We start from the raw sequence: 23,119 nt of genomic DNA on the forward strand, positions 1-23,119 counted from the left end.
ATGAGTAATCCCTTAGAACGCTTAAAATATTTACCCTGGACTTCCCTGCTGCCGGTTGCGGGCCTCACTACTCAACTTGTGGCCGCAGTTGAGGTCTGGTTAGCCTATGGTGCCACCCAATCAAGCGCCATTGGGAATGCCTTGACTTTACTCTATGCACCTCCCTTGGGAACCTTGGTTGTGTTTGCATTTGCGATGGGAATGGGGGCGATCGCCGTCTATGGATGCGAACTCTGGAATCGGTCCATGCTCAACACCAGCAGTCTGTGGGCCTTAGCCTTTTGCTTACTCCTGGGGCTTTTCATTAAGTCCCTCCTCCCCATCCCCGGGTTACTCGTGCATCTTTCCGAACTGTCTTTTATCGCTGTGGTGGTGGGCATTTTTTGGAAAGGGCGACCTTACATCCGCTAACTCACCTTGCAGGCATTCGATTGAACTTCATCACCATGCCCGGATTGAGAATTGAGCCTTGAGGATTGTAGATGGATCGTCCCTGCTCAATTGTCAATCCGGGCGCCTTTATTTTTGACTGGGCAAAAAAAAATCCCGCTCAAGTTGAACGGGAAGCCATCAGGGTGCATCTACTAATGCACCTTATATTAACCGATGAGGGGTCTAACCCCACAGTTCTTTAACAAAAATTTATAAAATCGCCGAAAAGGTCGCTGTCTCGTTAACGGGTTCGGGACTATTTAACCCAACTTCGGTTAAAACAACCGATTAATTATCACTAATTTAAGGGGTTGGCGAGAGATTTAGTCCGGGGGTAGACTAAGACAGGGCCGGGGGTGAATTGTCCCTCTTCTGCTGGAAAGACCGACTATAGGGGTTCTGAGGAAGAAAATAGGTCAGAAAACTCCAAGGCAGCTAATTGAGCGCGACGCTGAGAAAGTTGAAACTCCAAAGATTCAATTTCCGAAAGCAGTTGCTGTCGTCGTTGTTCTACCCCATCGGTTTGAAATGCTAAAAAGGCTTCAATATCCGGCCATAATTCCACCGCCCAATCTTTACTCGAACTGCGGTATTCTTTGATAATTTGCACCGTGCCATTGGGTTCGAGTGCAAATAAACTGTACAACCGCTTCTGAGTCGCTTTTTTGCTGCCTTTTTTCTCGCAATGGAGATAGAGTCCGGGTTGTTGAAAGGTTTGGACGCTCAGGTTGCTGACAAAATCACCCAAAATCGAATACCCATCGGTCACCGTGGTATCAATTCCCTCAATTCGTTTGCACCAGTTACCTGATTTTTCGGAAAGAGTGCCTTCCCAAAAACCTGGTGCATTTAGGAAGGCTTCTTTAAGATTAACCAGAAAGGATTCACTCATGGATTTAAGGTTGAATTTGGGGACGGGGCGATCGCCTGTCATCAAGAAAGCTCAATCAGGACCCGCCCTGGGCGGATAGGGCCAAGTCGGAGGAGTTACTTGGTGGACACTGAACCCCATTGAGCTTCACTGGACCTCGGCTGAGTGTTCACCTGTTTGCTCTGATTTCGCACGGATTGCTTTTCCAAACGAGGTACGCTAGGAGTTGCCAACTCGGATCCCGTGGATTCGGGATGGGGATTGGCTAATTCGGGCGATCGCCACTCGGAGAGTTGCGGTATCAGTTCTGCAGTCATTTCTTTAGGTTCAGCATCCACCGTCCTTGGCAAAACCTCTGGGTTCCCTTGAACAGCGCGAACTTTTTTCGGACGACGCATCACAGGTTTGGGCTTGGTCGGATCCGCAATGAACCACAGAACGCCAAGAATAACGAAGATATCTAATAGCAGCATTTCCAACATAATCAAACCTTAAATCGTGCGGCAGAACAACCCTAGAGTGGGGTCGGGTCGCGATCGCCAGCCCTCAAGGAACGGTTAGCAACTGTCCCCTTAGCTGGGAGCGCGATTCCCTTCTTGAATTGTAGAGTTTAAGAGGACCGAGATCCAACTGTTTTGATCCAGAGGACCTCGACTTTTAACCGGGTTGCGCACCGCAAGATAGGGATTCAAGCGCCACCAAGCTGAGTTAGAAACAGACTTTCTGGCGATCGCTGAGTCACCCTTGGGCTACAAGCGACCCGGGAACCCCACCCTTAATCCAGGGGCGATGCTACAGTCTGGGGTTTTGTGCTTTCGGTTCCATTTGGGATTCGGGGATATCCGGCGCAGGGATAGTTTGTTTTAAGTGATAACCCTGATGGTCCATTTCTCGCACAAAATTCGTCGGTTCCTCTAGTTCTACCGGGGGTGCTGCGGCTGGGAGTGGCGCTGTGTGTCTAAGTTTTTTAAGTTTAGCTTTTCGTCCCATTGTATCCGTCTCCATTGAGGTTTTTAACTGAATTTTAGCGGAATTTTGTTCTGATTTCGTCCCTAGAAATTAGATTTTCCCTGTTTTTAGGTCCGTTGTCTGGATGACTCCAGGAACGGGCTAATTGCAGATTAAAAATTGAGTGACGATTTGGCCCTGGCGACCCTCCGGAGTGGTGACATTAGCAAAATAGCCGACCGTATGATTCTCGGTCGTGACGAGGGTCCCGTTGGGGACACTACCAATCACGTCTCCACTGGGCGATCGCAGGTTAACGGGTCCCCCTTCTAAGGTTTTGACCTGCATTGTCCCTGTAAACCGACGGTTCCCGTAATGATGGTAGGTGAGAAAGCGATCGGCGACCCACCCTGTCAACCGGCCTGGGGCGGTTATTTCTGACCAATTCCCACTGCGATCGCTTGTATTAAATAACACCACCGTCCCATTAGCAACCGTTCCCCGGATTCGCGCATTCGTAGCGGTATTCTCTCGCACATTCAGCACACCCCCTTGCGTCGTCACCCGCTGATACCAGGTCCGGCAGCGTGGATCAATATTCTCATCGGATTGTGCCAAACTCAACGGTACAACCGCCAAAATCGTGAACAAGCTCAATACAGAAAAGATAACTACATTGGGTTTCATTTCTACACTCCTATAGGCTCAGAGATAGCCGTGATCTGATGTTTTTTCAAGAAACTGGGAGAGTCTTTTATAAAGAAATAGCAAGTCTAAATTTAATCGCAATACAATTCACTTAGGGAGTGAAATGCTCCAACGGATGCCTAAAAATTGTCAATTCATTTAGACTTGCTATAGATTACTTGGTTTAGTCTTTTTTGAACCGGGCCTAGTTTGGAGACGGATTTAAGGTGCGATTTGATGAGGGAGATTTCCCTATCTCTATTAAAACATGGCTGTGCCATGTTGGTAGCAGGTTAATTGGAAATTAACCTAAGATATCGAATACACCATCCTCAATAATGCCATTTGGATTGGCGGTTCCGGTAATAATTTGCTCCACTTGTTGGGGGGTCAAATTTGGATTAGCACTGAGCATCAGTGCAGCCACGCCGCTGACAACAGGAGCTGCCATTGAGGTTCCTTTCCAGAAATCATAGGTATTAATTGGCACAGAGGAATAGATATCTTCTCCCGGTGCAACAACATAATTCAAGATGTCGGTCCCTGCACGGTTGGTAAAGTCAGCAATCTGGCGATCGCGATTCACTGCACCAACTGCAATGCCGAATTCTGAGGCATAAGCGGCAGGATATCGGACGGAACTAAAGCGTTGATCTCCTCCTGCCGAGTTTAATCCATCATTTCCCGATGCCGAGACAATCACTGCTCCTTTTTCTCGGGCATAAATCAGGGCTTCTTTCAGGGTATTATTCACACTCCCGCCGCCCAAACTTAAGTTAATCACCCTTGCGCCATTATCCACAGCATAGCGAATTCCACTGGCAATCCGTTCTTCTTTTCCGGTAAATGCACCAATGACAGCGACGGGCATAATAATAGAATTCGGAGCAATTCCGCTATTACCAATGCCATTATTATTGCCGCTAATAATTCCGGCGACATGGCTGGCATGACCCTCTAACGGATCGATGCGATTCATCTGATTATTGCCATCCAAGAAATTCCAGCCGATGATATCATCCACAAATCCATTAGCATCATCATCAATGCCATTACCGTTTATTTCATCGGAGTTAGTCCAAATACTTCCGGCTAACTGAGGGTGAGTATAGTCTAAATAACCATCAATGACGGCAACAATTACCCCTTCACCCGTATAGCCTTGATTCCAGACGGCGGGTGCATTCACCATATCTGGAACCCAATTGGAACCCACCTGTTTCGGCGCTTCTGGGAAGGGTTCAGTCCCGATCGCCGCTGCCACTGCCGCTGCTGCATTCACCATTCCATAGCCCGATGAACGATTAAAAAGCTGAGGAGAAATACTCAGGTCATAGGCTGTTGGACCACCCACTTGGGAAACTAAAATTTGATAGTTTCCGGGGTCTAGGGTGAGGTGAATTTGTTCTAGGGTCGCCCCTTTTTGGGTAGAAAGGGCAACCATTTCCTCGGGTTCGATCGCCTGATTAAAATTGCGGTCCTGAACTAAAAACAAATCTGCATTATCGCTTAACCCATCTAAAAATAGGCTGATGGTTCGAGGGCGATCCAGTTGGAATTGGTAAAATTTATTGGGATTTTCGGGCCCAATGATTCCGGATGTTCGCTGCACGCGATCGAGCAATCCGAAGTTAAACGCATCGGCGACCCCATTTCCCCCTCCATTCGGAGAAAGTTCGGGAGCCTTCGGTTCTATCCAGAGATTATAGGTGCTATCTCCTTGGATAGTATTGACTCGGGCAAAATAAGTTCCGGGACTCAAAGTCCGTTCAATTGTCTCTTGAGCCGCACCCTGTGATTGCGAGGTAACAATGACTTCATCTGGATCAATGATACCATTGCCATTAATATCTTCAATCAAAGAAAGTTGAGCATTGCCACCGAGTTCATACAGAGAAAGCCTCACTGTTTTAAAAGAATCCAGAGTAAACTTATAATAATCTTCTGGATTAGTGCTTTCCAAAAAATCACTCTTGATTTGCACCTCGGATAAAATTCCCCCATCGGCGGCAGTTGCTAGGGTATTTCCGGCTCCGGAAGAAGGGAGGGTGGGAGTATTTTTATCAATGGTTAGTAAATAGGGCGTATTTCCCCCCACCTTAACCACTCCCAGAAAATAAGTTCCTTGTCCAAGTACCCGATTAATTTGGGGTGTCAGCGTGGGGTCCTGTCCGGGATAAGTAATAAATTCCTGGAAAGTAAATGTCCCATCATTATTGATATCCTGCATCAAGAAAAAATCCGCAGGCTGTTCTAAACTGCGGAGTTTGATATCAATATTTCTAGTTTTATCTAGTTCAAATTGATAAAAGTCGTAAGGATTGGCTTCACCAATAAAATCTGCTACTTCAAAGTCATCGGGTAATCCCCCAATCTGCGCGAAGCTAATAGGTTCGGTATTTCTCGCTCCGGATGCGGGTACTCCGGAGGGAATAGACTCGATCATTAAATCGTAAGCTGTCTCATTATCGACCTGAAGAATTCTGGCAAAGTAGGTTCCCGGTTGCAACCCGGATAGATAAACGGTAGCAGGATAGGGTTCCGGTTCTTCTACGGGTCGGAAGGAGTTGAGATACTCCATGAAGTCAATTTTTCCATCCCCGTTTAAATCAATCAGGTTGCGAGTATTATTAGCTTCAGTTGAAACAATTTCTCCATTATCAAGAAGGCCATTCCCATTGCGATCTTGAATCACTTGAATTTGGAGATTCGCACTTAAATTATCTAATGATAGACGTAAATCGCTCCTGGAATTGACGTTAAAGCGATAGAAATCTTGGAAATTGTCAGTGCCAATAAACCCTTGATGTGCTTGAGGACGGGTTACATCTCCAATCCATAATGCCTCATTTAAAGTATTACTAGGATGAGCTTGCAACTGGCGATTTGATGGAACGGCAGAGACGTTAAGCTGGTAAGCGGTATCTCCCTGATCTTCAGAAACTTTGACAAAATAGGTTCCTGGTGCTGTGGCAAAGCGATCGAGTTGTGAGACGGGAGCTTTTTCGGCAGCGATCGCCTCTTGCACTTCAGCGTCATCGGGAATCCCATTATTATTCAGGTCCCGAATTAAGTGGATATTCGCCGAGGCATTGCTGCCGTCTAATTTGACACTGATATCGCTAAAGGTATCCACGCGAAACTTATAATAGTCTTGGGTATCCACAGAGGTGACGCCGGGACGAGTGTTAGGGTCAGATCCCACGGTGTGAGACGAAGTGATCACCCCGAGATCTCCGGGCAAATATCGACGTCCTTCGGCAATCCCTGTATTCACCAAATGGTAGAAAGCGGCACGGCGATCGCCTCCTAACGCTTGCTCTAAATCCGGATTAACTGCTAAGTAGTAGTCCAAATCGATAAATTGGGAAAATCGGCGATTTTCAGCAAATCCTCTCGTTAAACAGTGTTGAAATGCCCCTTTCAGGTTGCCCGCAAATGCCGAGGCAAGGCCGGTATTTCCATTTACATAAAAATTGAGGTCGAACACAGGGGAGAAACTCCGACCCTCAGCAATCCCCCACCCTTCAAGATGTTTTAAAAGTTCGCTGTTAGAGGTGAGTCCAGCAAAGGCTAATTCCGGATTTTGTTCTCGATAATAATTTAGATTGACAAACGGGGAAAAAGGCCGTCCTTCCTCTAAACCCGCCGTTTGAAAATGGCGGTACAGTCGGTCTGGCGTGGCAATTCCAACGGCGGCCAAATCCGGATTGGCTGCGAGATAATAACTAGCATCAAATAAGTCTAAAGACATCGGCGATCAGTCCAGAAGTGTTTTATATTCGCTAGGATGACTTCTATTAAAGCACTGAGTTCCAGAAACGGTTGAATTTAGCAACAATAGTTTATCCTTGTGGCTACAGCAGGGGCATTCTGGCCCATGTATCTCTCACTGGGGCATCCAGAATCGGTGAGCGATCGCCAACTTTCCACTCAGGGTATCCACCTGAGCCCATCGAAGGACCCGATTTAAGGCGCCGCCACCCGGAAACCGATCGCCTCTGGTTTAAGTTTTTACGGCACTTGAATTCACCATCATTGCTTCCCATTTCTGATACAATAAGAATCAATTAGTCTGCTTCAGGAGTGACCATAACGGGAGTGAACGAAGTTCTGTTACCACCCAATTCTAGGAACGAAATGCCAACTGGGTTACGGATTATTCAAACCCTACCCCCAGATGTGGTACATCTGATCGCTGCCGGAGAGGTGATCGACTCTCTAGCGGCAGTTTTGCGGGAATTGCTAGAAAATGCCCTAGATGCGGGTGCGACGCGGATCTCGGTGTCCGTGTGGCCCCAACTCTGGCGCGTGCGGGTGGCAGACAATGGATGTGGGATGGATTTGCCGAATTTGCAACAGGCGGCAACTGCCCACAGTACCAGCAAAATTCACAATGTTTACGATTTGTGGAACATTACCAGTCTGGGATTTAGAGGTGAGGCCCTGCATAGTTTGGCGCAGTTGTCCCAGTTAGAAATTAGGAGTCGAGTGGCCGAAGGTGAGGGATGGTGTGCGAAATACAATTCCCAGGGTGAGGCAGTGCAAGTCCAACCCGCCGCGATCGCCCCGGGAACGATCGTAACCGTCTGTGATCTCTTTGAACGCTGGAAACCTCGGCGTCAGGGGTTGCCCGCTCTTCCGCAACAAGTGCGATCCATTCAGCAGATGATTCAGCACATTGCCTTATGCCATCCTCACGTGCTCTGGCAGGTGGAACAAGACGATCGCCCTTGGTTTAAAATTACTCCCGGACAAAGCGCCCAACAGATTCTGCCGCAAATTCTGCGCGGGGTCAAGAGTGGGGATTTAGAAGCATTAACCCAGTCAGTAAGTGAGGCGGAATCGATTTCCCTGGTGTTGGGATTACCCGATCGCTGTCATCGCCAACGTCCTGATTGGGTCAAGGTAGCGGTAAACGGACGCTGTGTGCGATCGCCGGAATTGGAACAAACCTTGATTGCTGGATTCGCCCGGACCTTACCTCGCGATCGCTACCCCGTCTGCTTGCTGCATCTGCGAATTTCCCCGGAACAAATCGACTGGAACCGCCACCCGGCGAAAGCTGAAATTTATCTAAAGAATATCAACCAATGGCAGGAACGAGTCAGTGAGGCGATCGCAATAGGGTTGCAGCTAAATCCAGAAACCACCCCCGACGCCGCACAACACCGAGTCACCCAACTGCTGAAAGCGTCCGAAGAAAAAGGTGCATATCACGTTAAATCTACCCCCGAGGCGAATTCCCCCTCGGGTAGTCGGGCGCAACCCCTGCACCTGCGCGCTGTCGCCCAAGTTAGCCAAATGTATATCGTCGCCGAACATCCCAACGGATTATGGTTGGTGGAACAACATATCGCTCATGAGCGGATTTTATACGAACAACTCTGCGATCGCTGGCAACTTGTACCCATCGAACCTCCCATCGTCCTCAATCAACTCACCCCCGCCCAACTCGAACAACTCAACCGCCTCGGACTCGATATCCAACCCTTTGGCAGCGAATTATGGGCCGTTCGCACCCTCCCCGAACTCTTAGCAGAACGGGACGATTGTGCCGACGCCCTCATCGAACTTAGCTTAGGGGGTGACTTACAACAAGCACAAGTTGCCACCGCCTGCCGCAGCGCCATCCGCAACGGAACCCCCCTCACTTTATCCCAAATGCAGGATATTTTAGACCGCTGGCAACGCACCCGCAACCCCCGCACCTGTCCCCACGGCAGACCCATCTATTTATCCTTAGAAGAGTCATCCCTCGCCCGCTTTTTCCGCCGTCACTGGGTCATTGGAAAAAGTCACGGCATTTAACAAAATAATTCCCCCTGTTTGTAGTCATAACTTCAGGGAATTGTTTATACATTCAACGATTTAGCCATAAAAATATCGGGTTTCCCTCGACCATTGGCATCGGGCATGACGCCGACAATTTCAAACCCACACTTTTGATAAAATTGATAGGGATGACCGCGTAAATTTTGAATAGTCTGAATTTTTTCCCACAGATTAGAATAAAGATTCACCCCCGAAAGACTGGTCATATTCATTTCATCATCGGTTCCCAACCACAGGGTTAATGCACCACGTATTCTAACTTGTTCTTCTAAATCTTTAAGCAGAGTTCTGCCAATTCCTTGGCGGCGATAATCCGCAGCAACCACAAGGGGATGAACTTCCCAAACATGGCCGTTATATTGAGAGATTCCCCCAACCCATCCTACTACTTGGCCTGCATCATTGATGGCAACGCGATTAATTCTATCTTCTGTCAATGAATCTAAAACTTCTTGTCGTGCGGCCTCGATTGTGGGCCATGCTTCCCGCCAGTTTTCGCGAAACCCTTCTAGGAGTAATTCACTCAAAGGTTCGATGAAGGTATCCAGGCGATCGCCTAAATCAATGATGTTAATCATAAGCTCATTTGCGTTGATGACTAATTAATTGAGACAAAATTTTAGCAATATTCCAAGCATCATCATGACCTCGATGGTGGGTTCCCTCTAAGGGCAAATTGAGCCGTTCTAATGCCGCTGCCATCCCCACTTCTTTTTCTAAGGCATACATCACGGAAAATAGAGTTTTTACATTAATGTGCCGATTACTAAAGGGATAGCGCACCCCTTTTTTTTCGCACTCCACTTCAAATTGCCGTTTATCAAATTCGCCATAACTGGCCCAAATTCTTTGATGAGAAATATATTTATTTCTGAGAATTGAACAAGCTTGTCCCAAGGAGACTCCTTGGTTTACCTGGGCCTGAGTTAAAGTGGTGAGTTGGGTGCAAAATGCACTCACCTGGGACTGTTTAGGTTTGACTAAGATACTTTCTTTTTCTAGTAATTCCCCGGAAGTAATATCCAGGGGACAAATTCCAATTTCAATAATTTCTCGTTCTTGATGGGGGGGTGGTTCTTTTTCCCAGCAGGTTGCTTCAATATCGACGACTATAATCTGATCTAATCTGATTGCCATATTGGAATAATTTTAGGGAAGTAATAGGATGTCCGTACAATAGAGAAAAGACAACCGGGTTTCTTGACCAAAAATTTCTGTTTTTTTGTACCCTATCTGGTACAGAAACCCGGGTTTTTGTTGCCTGAATTTTACAATTGAACCCGGGCTATAACGACTGAAGTCGTTACTACGAACTTGGGGATAATGACTGGAGGAGTTTTAACTGACCTCGAATTTAACCGGCCCGAAATTTTTCGACAACGCGATCGAGTTGGACGGAATGAGAGGCTTTAAAGAGAATGCGATCGCCTTTTTTCGCCCAATCTTTCACCCGCTGGCAGAGGTAATCATGGGCGTTCGGCTGTTCGATATCGATAATTTCTACAAAGGGTAACCCTGTAGCACCTTTTGCCATTGCTGCGGCTTCGGCGGGGTCAGCAAAGATAAACAATGCATCCAGATTTAAAGATTTAGCAATGCTGCCGATACGCTGATGAAATTCTAGCGATCGCTCTCCCAATTCTTTCATCGTTCCTAGGACCGCAATCTGCCGTTCTCCTTTGGTTTGTGCCAGCATTTGGAGTGCAGCCGTCATGGATTCTAACCCGGCATTATAGGTTTCATCTAAAATTACAATATCATGGGCTAATTCATACCGTCTTGCTCTGCCGTCGGGTAATTCCACAGCTAAACCGGCTTTGAGCGGTTCCCAACTCACATTGAGCAGTTTTGCTACGGCTAATGCGGCTAAATAGTTTAAAGCATTATGTTCTCCGGGAAGGGGAACGGGGAAAGTTATTCCTTCAACTTCTAGGAAATCCCCCTCTTTGAAGGTTCCCTGCAAGTCTCCCCCGGTGAAGCCATAAGTGAGAGTTTTTCCGGACCAGACTTTTGCAGCCGTTTCCATCAACCGGGAATTATCGTAATTGAGGACGGCAATCCCTTCGGGGGACATTTTTTCTAATAATTCACATTTGGCGGATGCGATCGCCGCTTCGGAACCCAAGCGTTCAATATGGGCTGTACCGACATTGGTAATAACGCCAATTGTAGGGGCAGCAATTTCTGCGAGGAGGGCAATTTCTCCTTTGCCTCGCATCGCCATTTCAATGACAGCATAATCATGGTCTGCCGTCAAATTGAGCAGGGTTTTGGGAACGCCGATTTCGTTATTATAATTCTTCTCAGTTTTGAGAACGGGACCCTGGGTGTTCAAAACCGCTGAAATTAATTCTTTGGTGGTAGTTTTACCCACGGATCCTGTTATCCCAATCAGGGGGACGTCGAACTGGGTGCGCCACCAATGAGCGATCGCCTGATAGGCAGCCAAGGTATCCGATACCACCAACAGGGGCCAGTCGGAGTTGGGACTAACATAGTCGCGATCGACAATCGCTGCGATCGCCCCTTTGTCAAATGCAGCCCCAATAAACTGATGCCCATCGAATTGTGTCCCTCTTAGGGCCACAAATACTTCTCCAGCCCGTAAACTGCGCGTATCCGTGATAATATTGAGGGCCTGTTTTGCCCCAAGTTCCTCCGATAGCGGGTTAACGGTTTGGGCATTTAAGAGGGAAAGCAGTTGAGCAAGGGTCACAAAACAAGACATGGTGGCAGGACTTGAATTTAATAAAAATTAATGATACCATCCCCTAAAGCGGGGACAAAGCCAGCGATCGCCTCAAGCTGAGCATCGGACATACCACAAAGGTGTTTCCACGGTCACCCCTGTTCAATCTTGATGAAAATTCCGTGAATCTCCCCTGGCATCTTTATCAACTTTTTACGATACTGGATGGTTGAGGAGATCTGCCTAGGTTATTCTAATAGATAGAGATCCTATGGATCACGGAAAGCTCAGACCCATTCAAAAGCTGCCTGAGATCACCGACACTTTTAGAGAGTTTCCTGTAATATGGGTGAATCTTAATGGCCAAAGACTGGTCTGAATCTGGTTGATAGCCATTATCCAAGCTGATTAAATATAAATTATCCATTAAGGTCTGACAATATTCCACAAGGAAAAATTGTCTCCTATTGAAAACGCGCGTTCTGGGAAATTGAATCAAGCCAAACATCTGGGCAGGGGGAAAGTCAAGTGAATCATCGAACGGATCCTTACAACCGAAAAACAAGCCAGGAGGAGCAGTTACTATACGATCACCTCCTTAATCTGGTTAAAGCGGAGCCACCGTCGGAGATGATCTCGCGCTTTCAAAGCCTCTTTATTGAAGGCAGGGACTACCCCGAAGCCGAAATCTCCGGAGCGTTAGGTCGAATGCTCACCTATAAGGGCATGGACCAAGACTTTAAATTCATTTTAAATAGATGTTGCCACATTTTAGTGAATCGGTGGCAAATGCACAGCCAAACCCAAGAGGCGATTCCGGAGTTGGTGGCCCTGTTCGAGAGACCCGGGGGCTATAATCCTTACGGGCGATCGCGAACGGGGCGACAGTTGCAAGAATTAGTTAAAGAATTCACCTCCACCGATCAGTATCTGACCCTGCGCCGCTTATCGAAGGTAGTGCAACATAGTTCGGAAATCAGCCCGCCTAAAGAGCATAGGCCCCTAGGAACGTTTATTGATCGCTATCCCTACTTGTACTCGCATTGCCTGCTGAGTGAAGATAGCAGCTATGAGCATCAGCAAACCGTGCGAAAAATTCAAGCGCAACGGCAACGGCAATTTGAAATCAACTTATCCCAGTATGTCACCTATCAAGTCCGGCGATCGCAGGTCCGACGGACGGGGAATGTTAATGCAGTCCGAAACCTGTCGCCGGTTAACAATCCCACCTTACTCAGCGATCGCGAACTTTATTATTCCCTCAAAGATTATGTCGGCAAAGCAGAAGGGGGCCACACTTACCGCGACTTAGCCCAAAGCTTTATCACCCACACCAGTCAGGCTCCAAACTACGCAGAATTTAAAGCCGATCTCTACGACTACCTAATCGGGTCCATCGACCCCGAATATGGCAAACGCCAATTTAACGATAAATTATGTAAGCATTTAAAAGCCACCTTGCCCCAGAGTGATTCCCAGAAACTCAGCGATTTTCTGGTGGTTAGAACTTGCAGCCAACTCCTGAACTTTTTAGTAGTAGAAAGTTCTCAAAAGCCCACTCACTTTATCTTTCTAGATGTCGTTTCTAATATTGGACCCACCCGGACAACCGGGATGCTTCTAAAAATTGTTTTGCTCTGTCGGAAAGTCAAACCCTATTTAGAAAAACGCCTGTCTATCTTATTTAACCACTATGAAAATTCTAACAATGATAGCATTATCTGGCTCATCAAAATGTTAGAAAATATCAACGTAGCCTTAAGTACAAATTTTGGAGCGCTTGATCTATCTTTCATGAGCCAAATTGCTTAAGAACCCACAATAAAATAGTTTTAATCCTTGAACTTGAGGCATCCCCCCTCGATTTTCTCTCCCCGTCTCGGGCTGGTCTGCACTAGGATTGGTAGTGTAGAGCGCTGAAGGATAGCCCACCTCTTATGACTCACGGAGGTTCCCACGAGAACGAGGAACAAATTCCTAACACCCCTCATTCCCCCTTCCCCTCACCCGGTTCCGCCAATTTAGATGGAGAACTGGATGAGGCGATTTTGTCATTTGCAGATATTCAGGCGGACCTGAACTACAAACAAGCTAAAGACGCCCTGCGAGAGTTAGTCGCGAATCTGGACCTGACCCCGGAAGAACGAGCGGGCTTGGATCCAGAGATTGAAGGACTCAGCACCATGCTGGATAAACTAGAACGGACGGTGGTGCAAATCGCCGTGTTTGGCATGGTGGGACGGGGAAAATCGTCGATTTTGAATGCTTTATTAGGGCAGAATGTTTTTGAAACCGGCCCGATTCACGGGGTAACCCGGACCTCCCAAGGGGTGAATTGGCGAGTAGATCGATCGCCCCTAGATGGGGGAGAAGGCAACATTACTCAACTCACCCTTTCTGGAGTTGGACAGTCTCAGATCGAACTGATTGACACCCCGGGAATTGATGAAGTCGATGGTCAAACCCGGGAAGTTTTGGCCCAGCAGGTAGCTTCTCGCGCCGACTTAATTTTATTTGCCGTCGCCGGGGATATGACCCAGGTGGAATATGAAGCCCTGTCCCAGTTGCGGGATGCGGGGAAACCCATGCTGCTGATTTTTAACAAAATTGACCAATATCCCGAAGCCGATCGCGAGGCAGTCTATCGCAAAATCCGCGATGATCGGGTCAAAGAACTGCTGTCTGAGGATGAAATCGTCATGGCAGCCGCAGCCCCCTTAATCGCCCAAGCAACCCCTAAGAGCGATGGCACAATGGCGGTGCAGATGAAGCGGGGTTTACCGCAAGTTGATGACTTAAAATTAAAAATTCTCGAAATTTTAGACCGGGAAGGGAAATCTCTGGTAGCGCTGAATACCCTGCTTTATGCTGGGGACGTGAATGAACAATTGGTTGAGCGCAAGATGCAGATTCGGGACAAGAGTGCGAACCGATTGATTTGGAATGCGGTGATTACAAAAGCGGTGGCGATCGCCCTGAATCCGATTACGGCGATCGATATCCTTAGTGGCGCGGTGATTGATGTCACCACGATTTTAACCTTATCAAAGCTCTATGGCATTCCCATGACCCAAGCCGGTGCCATCAATCTGCTCAAAAAAATAGCCCTGAGTATGGGCGGAATTAGTGCCAGCGAACTCCTGGCAAATCTGGGGTTATCATCCCTGAAAGGGTTATTAGGATTAGCAGCACCGGCTACGGGGGGGGCCTCTTTAGTACCCTATCTTTCCGTTGCCATTACCCAAGCCGGTGTCGCCGGGTTTTCGTCCTACGCCATTGGTCAGGTGACCAAAACCTACCTCGCCAATGGGGCATCCTGGGGACCGGATGGGCCAAAAGCTGTGGTCACCCGAATTATTGATTCCCTTGATGAAACCACGATTATGGGTCGGATTAAGGAGGAACTCCAAGAAAAACTCCTAAAAGTGAGAGAAAGAAAAAAGCATAAAAACTCCAGTGAGTTAGGCTAAGACTTTTTCATCAAGGCTTCACCCTGAAAAAGCCTGATGTTCCTCACTTAAAAAAGACTGAAATTAAGTGAGGTAAACCCTCTCATTATTTTTCTTGTCGTTGTTTGAAATCATTGCGCCATTCTCGCAATTGCTCCGACGCCACCTCGCGACCCCCTAACCCAAAGGCTAAGGCAAGGGCAACAGCAACGGCACCAAAGAGTAAACCAAAGGCCAAGTTAACAATATGAGGTGCAATCCCCATTTGTTGGAGTGCCATCGCACCAGCCAGCGCAATAATCGCAATTCGAGCTGCTTGAGCCAGAAGCTGGGATTGGGACCCTCGGGAACCGGAAATGAGATGATAGGCCAAGTTTGCCAGGTAAAGGCCAATGCCAAACACGATCAAACCGACGAGAACCTGACCGGCGATCACTAGCAGGCCCTGCATAATCACCGTGAGGGCGGGTAATTGCAGGACTTCTGTCGCTGCCACGGCCCCAAAGAGCATAATGCCAACCCAGGTGACAATCCCGACAATTTCTGCGGGAGTTCTTGTAGGAGTCGCGGAGGGTTGGACAACGGTTTGTTGACCCGATCGCATATCCGGTGCATCTGCCGGTGGGGGTGGGGGGGGATTACCACTCCGGGTCGTCGGCAGACCCAGCCAGGAGAAGATATTGTTAAAGCCGATGCTGCGAAGAATGCGGATGACCAGATCCGAGGCGAACTTGGCGATCGCATAAAATAACGCCAAAATGAACCCGGCGGTCAAAACCAGGGGAATGGCGGACATGATTTGCGACAACATGGCGATCGCAGGCGCGGAGATCGCCGCGATTTCCAACGCATTCAACGCCGCGATCGCCGTTGGAATCAGAATCAAGACATAGACAATCGTCCCAATCAGTTGAGACAGAGACATCCCATCTTGAGTCCGGGACAGACCCAACTGAGCACCGAGGCGATCGGTTCCCGTCGCCGCCAGCAAGTTGGTGACAATGCCGCGCACAATCCGGGCCATAAACCAACCCACAGCCCCAATAATCAGGGCCATCAGAATTTTAGGCACCGCCGACAGAAAGTCATTGACCAAATTCTGAACCGGCAGCACATTTAACTCTAAGGCATTCAGAATTAAAGGCAGAAAGAACAGGAAAATAAACCAGTAGAGGGCGTTGCCGAGGGTTTCATTGAGTAAAAACCGGCTTTCCCCAGCAGTTTGGGGGTCTGTCGCCTCTCCTGTTTGCTCTGCAAGCCGTTCATCTAACCGGAACTGCGCTAATCCCCGAGTCAGCAACATTTTGGACAGGGTTGCCAGGATCCAGGCCACACCCAACAGGACTGCCGCACCGCCAATCTTGGGTAGATAAGCAAAAATCTGCTCTAAGAACCGATTTAGGGGCTGGGAAACCACCTCCAGATTCAGGGCCTGGAGAAAGGCGACCAAGACAAAAATCATGATCAGCCAGTAAACCGTATTCGAGATCCACTTTTCCGTGGGAGGCATCTCCTGTCCCGGTGCTCGTCCCATGACGGCACTGGCAATCCGGTTGTCCAGATTTGTGCTGTGGAGGATCTTTCTAATAATTCCTGCCACAAGGGTAGCTACGATCCAGCCACCGATGAGAATGGCGAGCGCTCCTAATAAACTGGGCAGGAATGTCCCCAGCTGGACCAAGAGGGCTTGAACAAATCCCGTAATCTGCCCCAGGCCAAAGCCCGCCGCGAATCCGGGTTCCTGAGCCAGCAGCGCTTCAGGGTTTAAATTACCCCAAAACATGACTGATGTTTCGTGCAAAATTCCATTCATAAGGTGATTTGGCTGTACTTCCGATATGACCGTTCAACACACTTGATCATCAAGTAAATGCGAGTCAGTGCATTTGCCCCTATCCTACAGGGCTATGCATCTGTTGCTGTAGTCTATGCGATCTTTTGCGTTTTTCCCAATTCTCAACTGAGGTGGAGCAAACGCTTTATGGTTCAATTGTTCGTAACTAGAAATTAGATTAGGGACAATTTGTCACAAAATATTAGAACTGTAGTGATTTGTAACAATTCTGCCCCAGTCCAAGGGAAGGGTCTGCTGTCTTCTCCCGCCGATACTCCCCTTCCCACCCTTCTAGCCCATAGAAATTTCTTTTCTAGGGGGAATTTTTGTAAAAGATTGTCATCATTAGGTCTAATTTCTCATGTCATCTCAAGTCTTTGAACAGTCTATTCAAATTCAGGCCAGCCCTAGGGTTGTTGATTACTGTATTACCGATCGCGCATTAATGCACCAGTGGTTAAATCCTGCCTTGCGTTGCGAACCGATTGGCGAATGGGATACCTCTGTGGGGAGTCGTAGTCGGTTTATTCTGAATATTCCCTTGTTGCAACCGAGCTTAAACTGTGCGATCGCCCAACGGGAACCGGGGCTGATTGTCTGGGAGTTTCAGGGATTTTTCAAAGGCTGCGATCGCTGGGATTGTCAACAGGACGGCAACCAGACTCGACTCATCAATCGCTTTGAATTTGAAATTCCCAATCCCCTAGTCGCCTGGGGCTTTAATTTGTTTGCTGCAACTTGGACCCAGAAAGATATGCAGGCCCAACTCCATCGCCTCAAACAACTTGCTGAACAGATTGATCCCGATATTGCTAAAGGTTAAAGTTGGAAAAATTTATTTCTAAAGAAAGATTGACAAACTGAAAGAAGTGTGTAGCCGTAGGTGTCGGAGATTTTCTTTTACTCATTCTCCTGCCAAGTGATGCGATCGAGAATTTGCCGAATTACTGAGGCATCTTCAGCTTGGGGAACTCGGTCCAAATAGGTTTGTAAGTCCTGACGGGCCTGGGTCCATCGGCCATTTTGATAGTAAAACAAACCGCGATCGCGCAATTCCAACGGCGAATCTGGAAACAATAGCAAAATCCTTTCGATCGCCCCTAGACATTTCTCCGAATCCCCGCGATTCAGATAAATCATCTTTAAATTGGTCAGTATCCGGGCCAAAAACTGTTTGCGCGTTACCGCTGTTAAAAACTCTGGACGCATCGACACTTCCGGACCATAAATTTGCTGTAGACGTTGTTCGCAGTCTTCTGTGAACAACACCTCGCCCCGATTAAACGCATCCACAAAAATCCCCGCCCCTTCAAACTCTGGGCGAATTAAAAAATGTCCTGGCATCCCAATTCCCACCATTGGAAAATCCAGCCGCCTTGCAATTTCTAGGTAAATTAAGGCTAGGGTGATGGGGATGCCAGTCCGACGGGCGATCGCATCATTCAGGAAACTATTACAGGGGTCATAATAATCCCGGGTATTGCCAGTAAATCCCAAATCTTCATAGAGATAGCCATTGATCGCCCTAACAATTCGCAAGGGATAGCGTTGCTCCTTTAACCGTTGTGCAACCTCCCCTGCCATCACATCCAGCACATTGAGATATTCCGCCGGATCCAGGGTGGGGTATTCTTCTTGCGCGATATATAGCGCTGCCTTAGCGAGATCGATTTGGTTGTCGTTTTGCTGAATCTCTTGGTAGAACGATTGCCGCGCTAGGGGAAAGTTCATCTGAATTTAAAACGATTAAATAGAATTGCCTTGGGGTCTCAAGGCGATCGCGCCTATCTCCCCCTGAAGATAGCAAAGATTTGGCCCCCTGACTATTTTTGGCCTCCATGACTTCATAGCCTGAAGTACCCTAGAAACGAAAGAGAAACAAGACGACTGCACCTGTCGTCCCCCCAACGGCGTACTATTAAGTTTATGACTATTGTTACTCTACCCCTCGCCCTGACATTTGCCTCCCCAGGCCCGATCCTCGTCGAAATCGGACCCCTAACCATCCGTTGGTACGGGTTCTTAATTGCGACTGCCGTTTTGATTGGCGTCAGTCTCTCTCAATTTTTAGCCAAACGCCGCAACGTCAACCCCGAGCTCATGGGTGACTTGATCCTCTGGTTAGTCCTGGGCGCTATTCCCTTGGCGCGACTGTATTATGTCCTGTTTCAATGGGAAAACTATGCCGATAATCCGGGCCAAATCTTTGCGATTTGGCGAGGAGGTATTGCTATTCACGGCGCAATTATTGGAGGGACGATCGCCACCTTGATTTTTGCCCGATTCAACCGAATTCCCTTCTGGCAATTAGCCGATTTAGTTGCCCCGTCCGTAATTTTAGGTCAGGCGATCGGACGCTGGGGAAACTTCTTTAATTCTGAAGCATTCGGCAGACCCACCAATTTACCCTGGAAACTCTACATTCCCCCGGAATCTCGTCCGTTTAAATATATTGGCGAGCAGTATTTCCATCCCACTTTTTTATATGAATCCCTGTGGAATCTGGGCTTATTTGCCTTATTACTGTTTTTATTCTTTCGCTCTCTCCAAGGTAAACCACGTTTAAAAGTCGGCACATTATTTTTAGTTTATATGGCCGTCTATAGCTGCGGTCGCTTCTGGATTGAAGGGTTGCGACTCGATAGCTTAATGTTCGGTCCCCTACGCATGGCTCAATTTGTCAGTTTAACGGGTATTGTCTTAGGCATTGCTGGATTAGTCTGGCTTTATGGGTTCAATCGTCCTTTACCTGACGTCGTATCCCGCACCAACGATGAGCCCTCTTCTTCCTAGAAATTCTCCAAAAAAAACCAAGGACCAAAAACTGGGTTCCTTACCCAAATTGATGGCAAAGTTACATAGATGTAGTCAAGAAACACGGTTTCTAATCTTTACGGTAACCCTGCCGTATAATTGGGATCTAAAAAATAAAAAAACCCTAGAATAAATTCTAGGGTTTAACCAGGGTGCATCTACCAGTGCTTGATTACCTCATAGAGCCGGTAACATCCGGAACCTTCTTAATTCTTTCCCTGATTTTGTTTGATTTTAATGTCAAAATTCCAACCAACTGACCGACAACCAACCCACTCGGCCCAGCTCAAACCTGCTGTTTATATCGTCGGGGCCGGACCGGGAGACCCAGATTTATTAACGGTCAAAGCTCAAAAAATTCTGGCGATCGCCGATACGATTCTCTACGCTGACTCCCTCGTTCCCAAACAAATTTTAGAAGGGGTTCGTCCTGATGCCGAAGTCATTCCCACGGGCAATAAAACCCTAGAAGATATCCTACCCATCATGATTGACCGAGTACGCCAAGGTCACTCTGTCGTTCGCCTCCATTCCGGGGACCCCAGCCTTTACAGTGCCATTTCAGAACAAATGCACGCCTTAGCCGATGCAGACATTCCCTGTGAAATTATCCCCGGAATTAGTGCCTTTCAAGCGGCTGCTGCTAAACTCAACCTGGAACTCACCATTCCCGAACTGGTGCAAACCATCATCCTCACCCGGGTCAGTGGTCGAGCCTCCTCGGTCCCGGAATCGGAAGAATTAGCCGCTTTAGCCGCCCATAAAGCCAGTTTGTGCCTTTATTTGAGTGCGCGCCACATTGAAGAGGCTCAAGCCAAACTGATGGAACATTATCCCCCAGAAATGCCCGTTGCTATTTGCTACCGGATTGGATGGCCCGATGAAAAAATTGTGGTGGTCCCTCTGAAAGAGATGGCGCGAGTTACTCATTCTGAAAACTTAATTCGGACGACCCTGTATTTAATTAGTCCAGCTTTGGCAGAACCGAAAACCCAGGCAGGAACGGAAACCCCGCGATCGCGCCTCTACCATCCGGACCATAGCCACCTGTTTCGACCTACCCCTCGCTAGAGATGACGCCCCGTCGGATACTCTAATATAAATGTCCATCAGTTCTGTATCAAGAGATAGGTAAAGCCTTGCTAGACGAACAAGCGAAAAAAACAATCCTCCGTAAGATTCCCCACGGACTCTATATTTGCGGTGTCAAAGATGGGGAAAATGTCAACGGTTTCACCGCCAGTTGGGTGATGCAAGGGTCCTTTGAACCGCCCTTAGTCATCAACTGCGTTAAACAAGATTCCGGGTCCCACGCCATGATTGAAGCCAGTGGCGTCTTTGCTCTAAGTTTCTTAGAAGCGGGACAAAAAGACTTAGCCCAAAAATTCTTTAAGCCCCAGCGCCGGGTCGGGGATAAATTTGAAGATGTGGAGTTTTATCTGGGGGAAACCGGCTGTCCGATTATCTCTGACTCCCTGGGGTATGTGGAATGTAATGTGGTGGGTTCGGTGAAAAAGGGTGATCACACCGTCTTTGTCGGGGAAGTGATTGCCGCAGGAGTCCACCGAGAGGGTGAACCCTTGTTGCTGGAAAGCACCGGATGGAATTACGGCGGATAATTTGGAATAGAGACTGTTCCGGGATCCCGATTTGAATCAGAAAGACGCAAGTTAGAAGGTCAATTATGCCCCTGATTAAAGTTAAAACCTCTGTATCCGCACCGGAAACCGCTGAAATCCAGACCCTGCTCAAGGGACTTTCCTCCAGCTTGGCGAAGCATCTGGGGAAACCTGAATCCTATGTGATGACGGCGTTTAATGCGGATGTCCCGATGACATTTGCCGGAACTTTTGACCCGGTATGCTACATCGAGGTCAAGAGTGTGGGGACGATCCGTCCGGAACAAACCCAGTCGATGAGCAAAGATTTTTGCAATAAGATTCACCAGGCGATCGGGGTTCCGCAAAATCGGATCTATATCGAATTTACCGACGCCGAGGGTTCCATGTGGGGCTGGAATGGCTCCACGTTTTAAATTTTAGCCGGATTCAGGATGGTCCACTGTTAGTTCAGGGCTAGGACCTCGGTGTCCAATTCAATTCGTCGGAGTAGAAACCGGGTTTCTGACCCTATTTTGTTGCCCATGAGCAGAAATTTGGTCAAGAAACCCGGTTTGTCTGACGGTGACTGGAGGGCAGGATTGAGGGTGACTTTTTTGAAGAGTTGGGGGAGATGGAAAGGCGATCGCCTAAAACTCTGAGAAGCTCACTCCCTCGCCAACGGATTTCCGACTCTATACTGGAGGGGGTCGAAAATGTTGTAAATCTTTACAACTGGATCGCCTGTGATACTATCGGGTTGGTATGCGAGGCCAGATGCCTGTCAAGCGGCTCTGACTAATGGTGGTGGAGGAGACATCAAGGAGTGCAAAATAATCCCATGAAAGCTCGGCAAGTGAATCATCATAACCTAAAAAGTCAACCGGAACCCTTGCGAATTGGGGTGATCGGCGTGGGCAGTATGGGACAGCATCATACCCGCGTTCTGAGCTTGCTCAAAGATATTGAATTAGTCGGGGTAGCTGATGTTAATGTAGAGCGTGGACTCGACATTGCCAGTAAATATCGAATTCGCTTTTTTGAAGATTATCAAGATTTGCTGCCTCATGTGGATGCGGTTTGTATTGCGGTTCCCACGCGCCTGCATCATACGGTCGGAATGACTTGCCTGCAGTCGGGGGTTCATGTGTTAATTGAAAAACCGATCGCCGCCAGTATTGCTGAAGCCGAATCCCTGGTGAATGAGGCAGCAGAGTCGGGATGTATTCTGCAAGTGGGTCATATTGAACGGTTTAATCCGGCATTCCAGGAATTGAGCAAGGTTCTCAAAACTGAACAAGTGCTGGCGATCGAAGCTCACCGCATGAGTCCCTACAGCGATCGGGCAAACGATGTCTCCGTCGTCTTGGATTTAATGATCCACGACATCGACCTCATTTTAGAATTAGCTGCCGCCCCCGTCGTGCGATTAACCGCCAGTGGTAGTCGCACCAGTCAAGACACCTCGCAAGCCAATTCTTATTTAGATTATGTCACTGCCACCTTGGGATTTGCCAATGGCGTAATTGCCACCGTCACCGCCAGTAAAGTCACCCACCGCAAATTACGACGCATCGTCACCCATTGCAAAAATTCCCTAACCGAAGCCGATTTTCTCAACAATGAAATTTTAATCCACCGGAAAACCACAGCGAATTATAGGACCGAATATGGTCAAGTGCTGTACCGCCAAGATGGCTTAATCGAAAAAGTTTATACCAGTAATATTGAACCCTTACACGCCGAATTAGAACACTTTATTAGTTGCGTTCGCGGTGGCAATAAACCCTCTGTCGGCGGAGAACAAGCCCTCAAAGCGCTCAGATTAGCTAGTTTAATCGAGCAAATGGCCCTCGATGGTCAAGTCTGGAATGTGGATAATTTAGAGTTCGTCAAACCCACTGGAGTCAGTTTTGGGTAACGCGAACCCACCTCGTAGAGTGGCAATACATCCTTAACTAA

20 protein-coding genes are annotated in these 23,119 nt (G+C 48.0%); 10 read left to right on the forward strand and 10 right to left on the reverse strand.

Annotated features, from left to right (window positions below; translation table 11 throughout):
* Positions 1 to 411, forward strand: coding sequence for a peptide chain release factor 1 (locus NG792_RS03150; protein WP_261201106.1), 411 nt, complete (start codon positions 1 to 3; stop codon positions 409 to 411).
* Between the two features lie 409 nt (positions 412 to 820).
* Here NG792_RS03150 and NG792_RS03155 read toward each other — a convergent pair whose 3' ends face one another.
* The 5 genes from NG792_RS03155 to NG792_RS03175 form a co-directional block, all read right to left on the reverse strand.
* Positions 821 to 1,324: a hypothetical protein gene (locus tag NG792_RS03155; RefSeq protein ID WP_261234475.1), complete on the reverse strand. Its 504-nt coding sequence runs from the start codon at positions 1,322 to 1,324 to the stop codon at positions 821 to 823.
* A 95-nt stretch (positions 1,325 to 1,419) separates the two neighbouring features.
* The gene (locus NG792_RS03160) at positions 1,420 to 1,785 is read right to left on the reverse strand and encodes a hypothetical protein (RefSeq protein WP_261201108.1); all 366 of its coding nucleotides are present in this window, start codon (positions 1,783 to 1,785) and stop codon (positions 1,420 to 1,422) included.
* Between the two features lie 310 nt (positions 1,786 to 2,095).
* A complete protein-coding gene (locus NG792_RS03165; protein WP_261234477.1) occupies positions 2,096 to 2,293 on the reverse strand; it encodes a hypothetical protein in 198 nt (65 codons plus the stop codon).
* Positions 2,294 to 2,413: 120 nt separating this feature from the next.
* Positions 2,414 to 2,938, reverse strand: a complete 525-nt coding sequence (locus tag NG792_RS03170; protein WP_261234478.1) for an SH3 domain-containing protein — start codon at positions 2,936 to 2,938, stop codon at positions 2,414 to 2,416.
* Between the two features lie 304 nt (positions 2,939 to 3,242).
* Positions 3,243 to 6,692: a S8 family serine peptidase gene (locus NG792_RS03175; protein WP_261234479.1), complete on the reverse strand. Its 3,450-nt coding sequence runs from the start codon at positions 6,690 to 6,692 to the stop codon at positions 3,243 to 3,245.
* A 386-nt stretch (positions 6,693 to 7,078) separates the two neighbouring features.
* On the opposite strand from NG792_RS03175, the gene mutL reads away from it, so the two are divergent.
* Positions 7,079 to 8,749, forward strand: a complete 1,671-nt coding sequence (gene mutL / locus NG792_RS03180) for a DNA mismatch repair endonuclease MutL (protein ID WP_261234563.1) — start codon at positions 7,079 to 7,081, stop codon at positions 8,747 to 8,749.
* A 44-nt stretch (positions 8,750 to 8,793) separates the two neighbouring features.
* Here the strand turns inward: mutL and NG792_RS03185 are convergent, their stop codons facing one another.
* The 3 genes from NG792_RS03185 to NG792_RS03195 all read right to left on the reverse strand — a co-directional run bounded on the left by NG792_RS03185 (position 8,794) and on the right by NG792_RS03195 (position 11,501).
* Positions 8,794 to 9,351, reverse strand: coding sequence for a GNAT family N-acetyltransferase (locus tag NG792_RS03185; protein WP_261234480.1), 558 nt, complete (start codon positions 9,349 to 9,351; stop codon positions 8,794 to 8,796).
* Between the two features lie 4 nt (positions 9,352 to 9,355).
* Positions 9,356 to 9,910, reverse strand: coding sequence for a 3'-5' exonuclease (locus tag NG792_RS03190; RefSeq protein WP_261234482.1), 555 nt, complete (start codon positions 9,908 to 9,910; stop codon positions 9,356 to 9,358).
* Between the two features lie 217 nt (positions 9,911 to 10,127).
* Entirely contained in the window at positions 10,128 to 11,501 is a 1,374-nt protein-coding gene (locus tag NG792_RS03195; RefSeq protein ID WP_261234483.1) for a UDP-N-acetylmuramoyl-tripeptide--D-alanyl-D-alanine ligase, read from the reverse strand.
* A 489-nt stretch (positions 11,502 to 11,990) separates the two neighbouring features.
* Between NG792_RS03195 and NG792_RS03200 the strand changes: the two genes are divergently transcribed.
* On the forward strand, positions 11,991 to 13,274 hold the full coding sequence (locus NG792_RS03200) for a Sll1247 family protein (RefSeq protein ID WP_261201115.1): 1,284 nt from the start codon (positions 11,991 to 11,993) through the stop codon (positions 13,272 to 13,274).
* Between the two features lie 125 nt (positions 13,275 to 13,399).
* A complete protein-coding gene (locus NG792_RS03205; RefSeq protein WP_261234484.1) occupies positions 13,400 to 14,932 on the forward strand; it encodes a GTP-binding protein in 1,533 nt (510 codons plus the stop codon).
* Positions 14,933 to 15,017: 85 nt separating this feature from the next.
* Here NG792_RS03205 and NG792_RS03210 read toward each other — a convergent pair whose 3' ends face one another.
* Entirely contained in the window at positions 15,018 to 16,724 is a 1,707-nt protein-coding gene (locus NG792_RS03210) for a mechanosensitive ion channel (protein ID WP_261234485.1), read from the reverse strand.
* Between the two features lie 382 nt (positions 16,725 to 17,106).
* Between NG792_RS03210 and NG792_RS03215 the strand changes: the two genes are divergently transcribed.
* Complete coding sequence (locus tag NG792_RS03215; RefSeq protein WP_261234486.1) at positions 17,107 to 17,568, forward strand: SRPBCC family protein; 462 nt, start codon at positions 17,107 to 17,109, stop codon at positions 17,566 to 17,568.
* Positions 17,569 to 17,645: 77 nt separating this feature from the next.
* Here NG792_RS03215 and NG792_RS03220 read toward each other — a convergent pair whose 3' ends face one another.
* Complete coding sequence (locus tag NG792_RS03220; protein ID WP_261234487.1) at positions 17,646 to 18,476, reverse strand: SirB1 family protein; 831 nt, start codon at positions 18,474 to 18,476, stop codon at positions 17,646 to 17,648.
* A gap of 195 nt (positions 18,477 to 18,671) precedes the next feature.
* Here NG792_RS03220 and lgt point away from each other — a divergent pair, with 195 nt between their 5' ends.
* From lgt to NG792_RS03245, 5 genes are all read left to right on the forward strand, one after another.
* Entirely contained in the window at positions 18,672 to 19,538 is an 867-nt protein-coding gene (gene lgt / locus NG792_RS03225; protein WP_261234488.1) for a prolipoprotein diacylglyceryl transferase, read from the forward strand.
* 258 nt (positions 19,539 to 19,796) lie between these two features.
* A complete protein-coding gene (gene cobM, locus NG792_RS03230; protein ID WP_261234489.1) occupies positions 19,797 to 20,630 on the forward strand; it encodes a precorrin-4 C(11)-methyltransferase in 834 nt (277 codons plus the stop codon).
* Positions 20,631 to 20,698: 68 nt separating this feature from the next.
* Complete coding sequence (locus NG792_RS03235; RefSeq protein WP_261201123.1) at positions 20,699 to 21,178, forward strand: flavin reductase family protein; 480 nt, start codon at positions 20,699 to 20,701, stop codon at positions 21,176 to 21,178.
* A 65-nt stretch (positions 21,179 to 21,243) separates the two neighbouring features.
* Positions 21,244 to 21,594 (forward strand): phenylpyruvate tautomerase MIF-related protein, encoded by a 351-nt coding sequence (locus NG792_RS03240; protein ID WP_261201124.1) that lies wholly within the window; start codon positions 21,244 to 21,246, stop codon positions 21,592 to 21,594.
* A gap of 404 nt (positions 21,595 to 21,998) precedes the next feature.
* On the forward strand, positions 21,999 to 23,078 hold the full coding sequence (locus NG792_RS03245) for a Gfo/Idh/MocA family protein (RefSeq protein ID WP_261234565.1): 1,080 nt from the start codon (positions 21,999 to 22,001) through the stop codon (positions 23,076 to 23,078).
* The last annotated feature ends 41 nt before the right edge of the window (positions 23,079 to 23,119 follow it).

This window comes from Laspinema olomoucense D3b (assembly GCF_025370785.1).
In the GTDB taxonomy this organism is placed as follows: domain Bacteria; phylum Cyanobacteriota; class Cyanobacteriia; order Cyanobacteriales; family Laspinemataceae; genus Laspinema; species Laspinema olomoucense.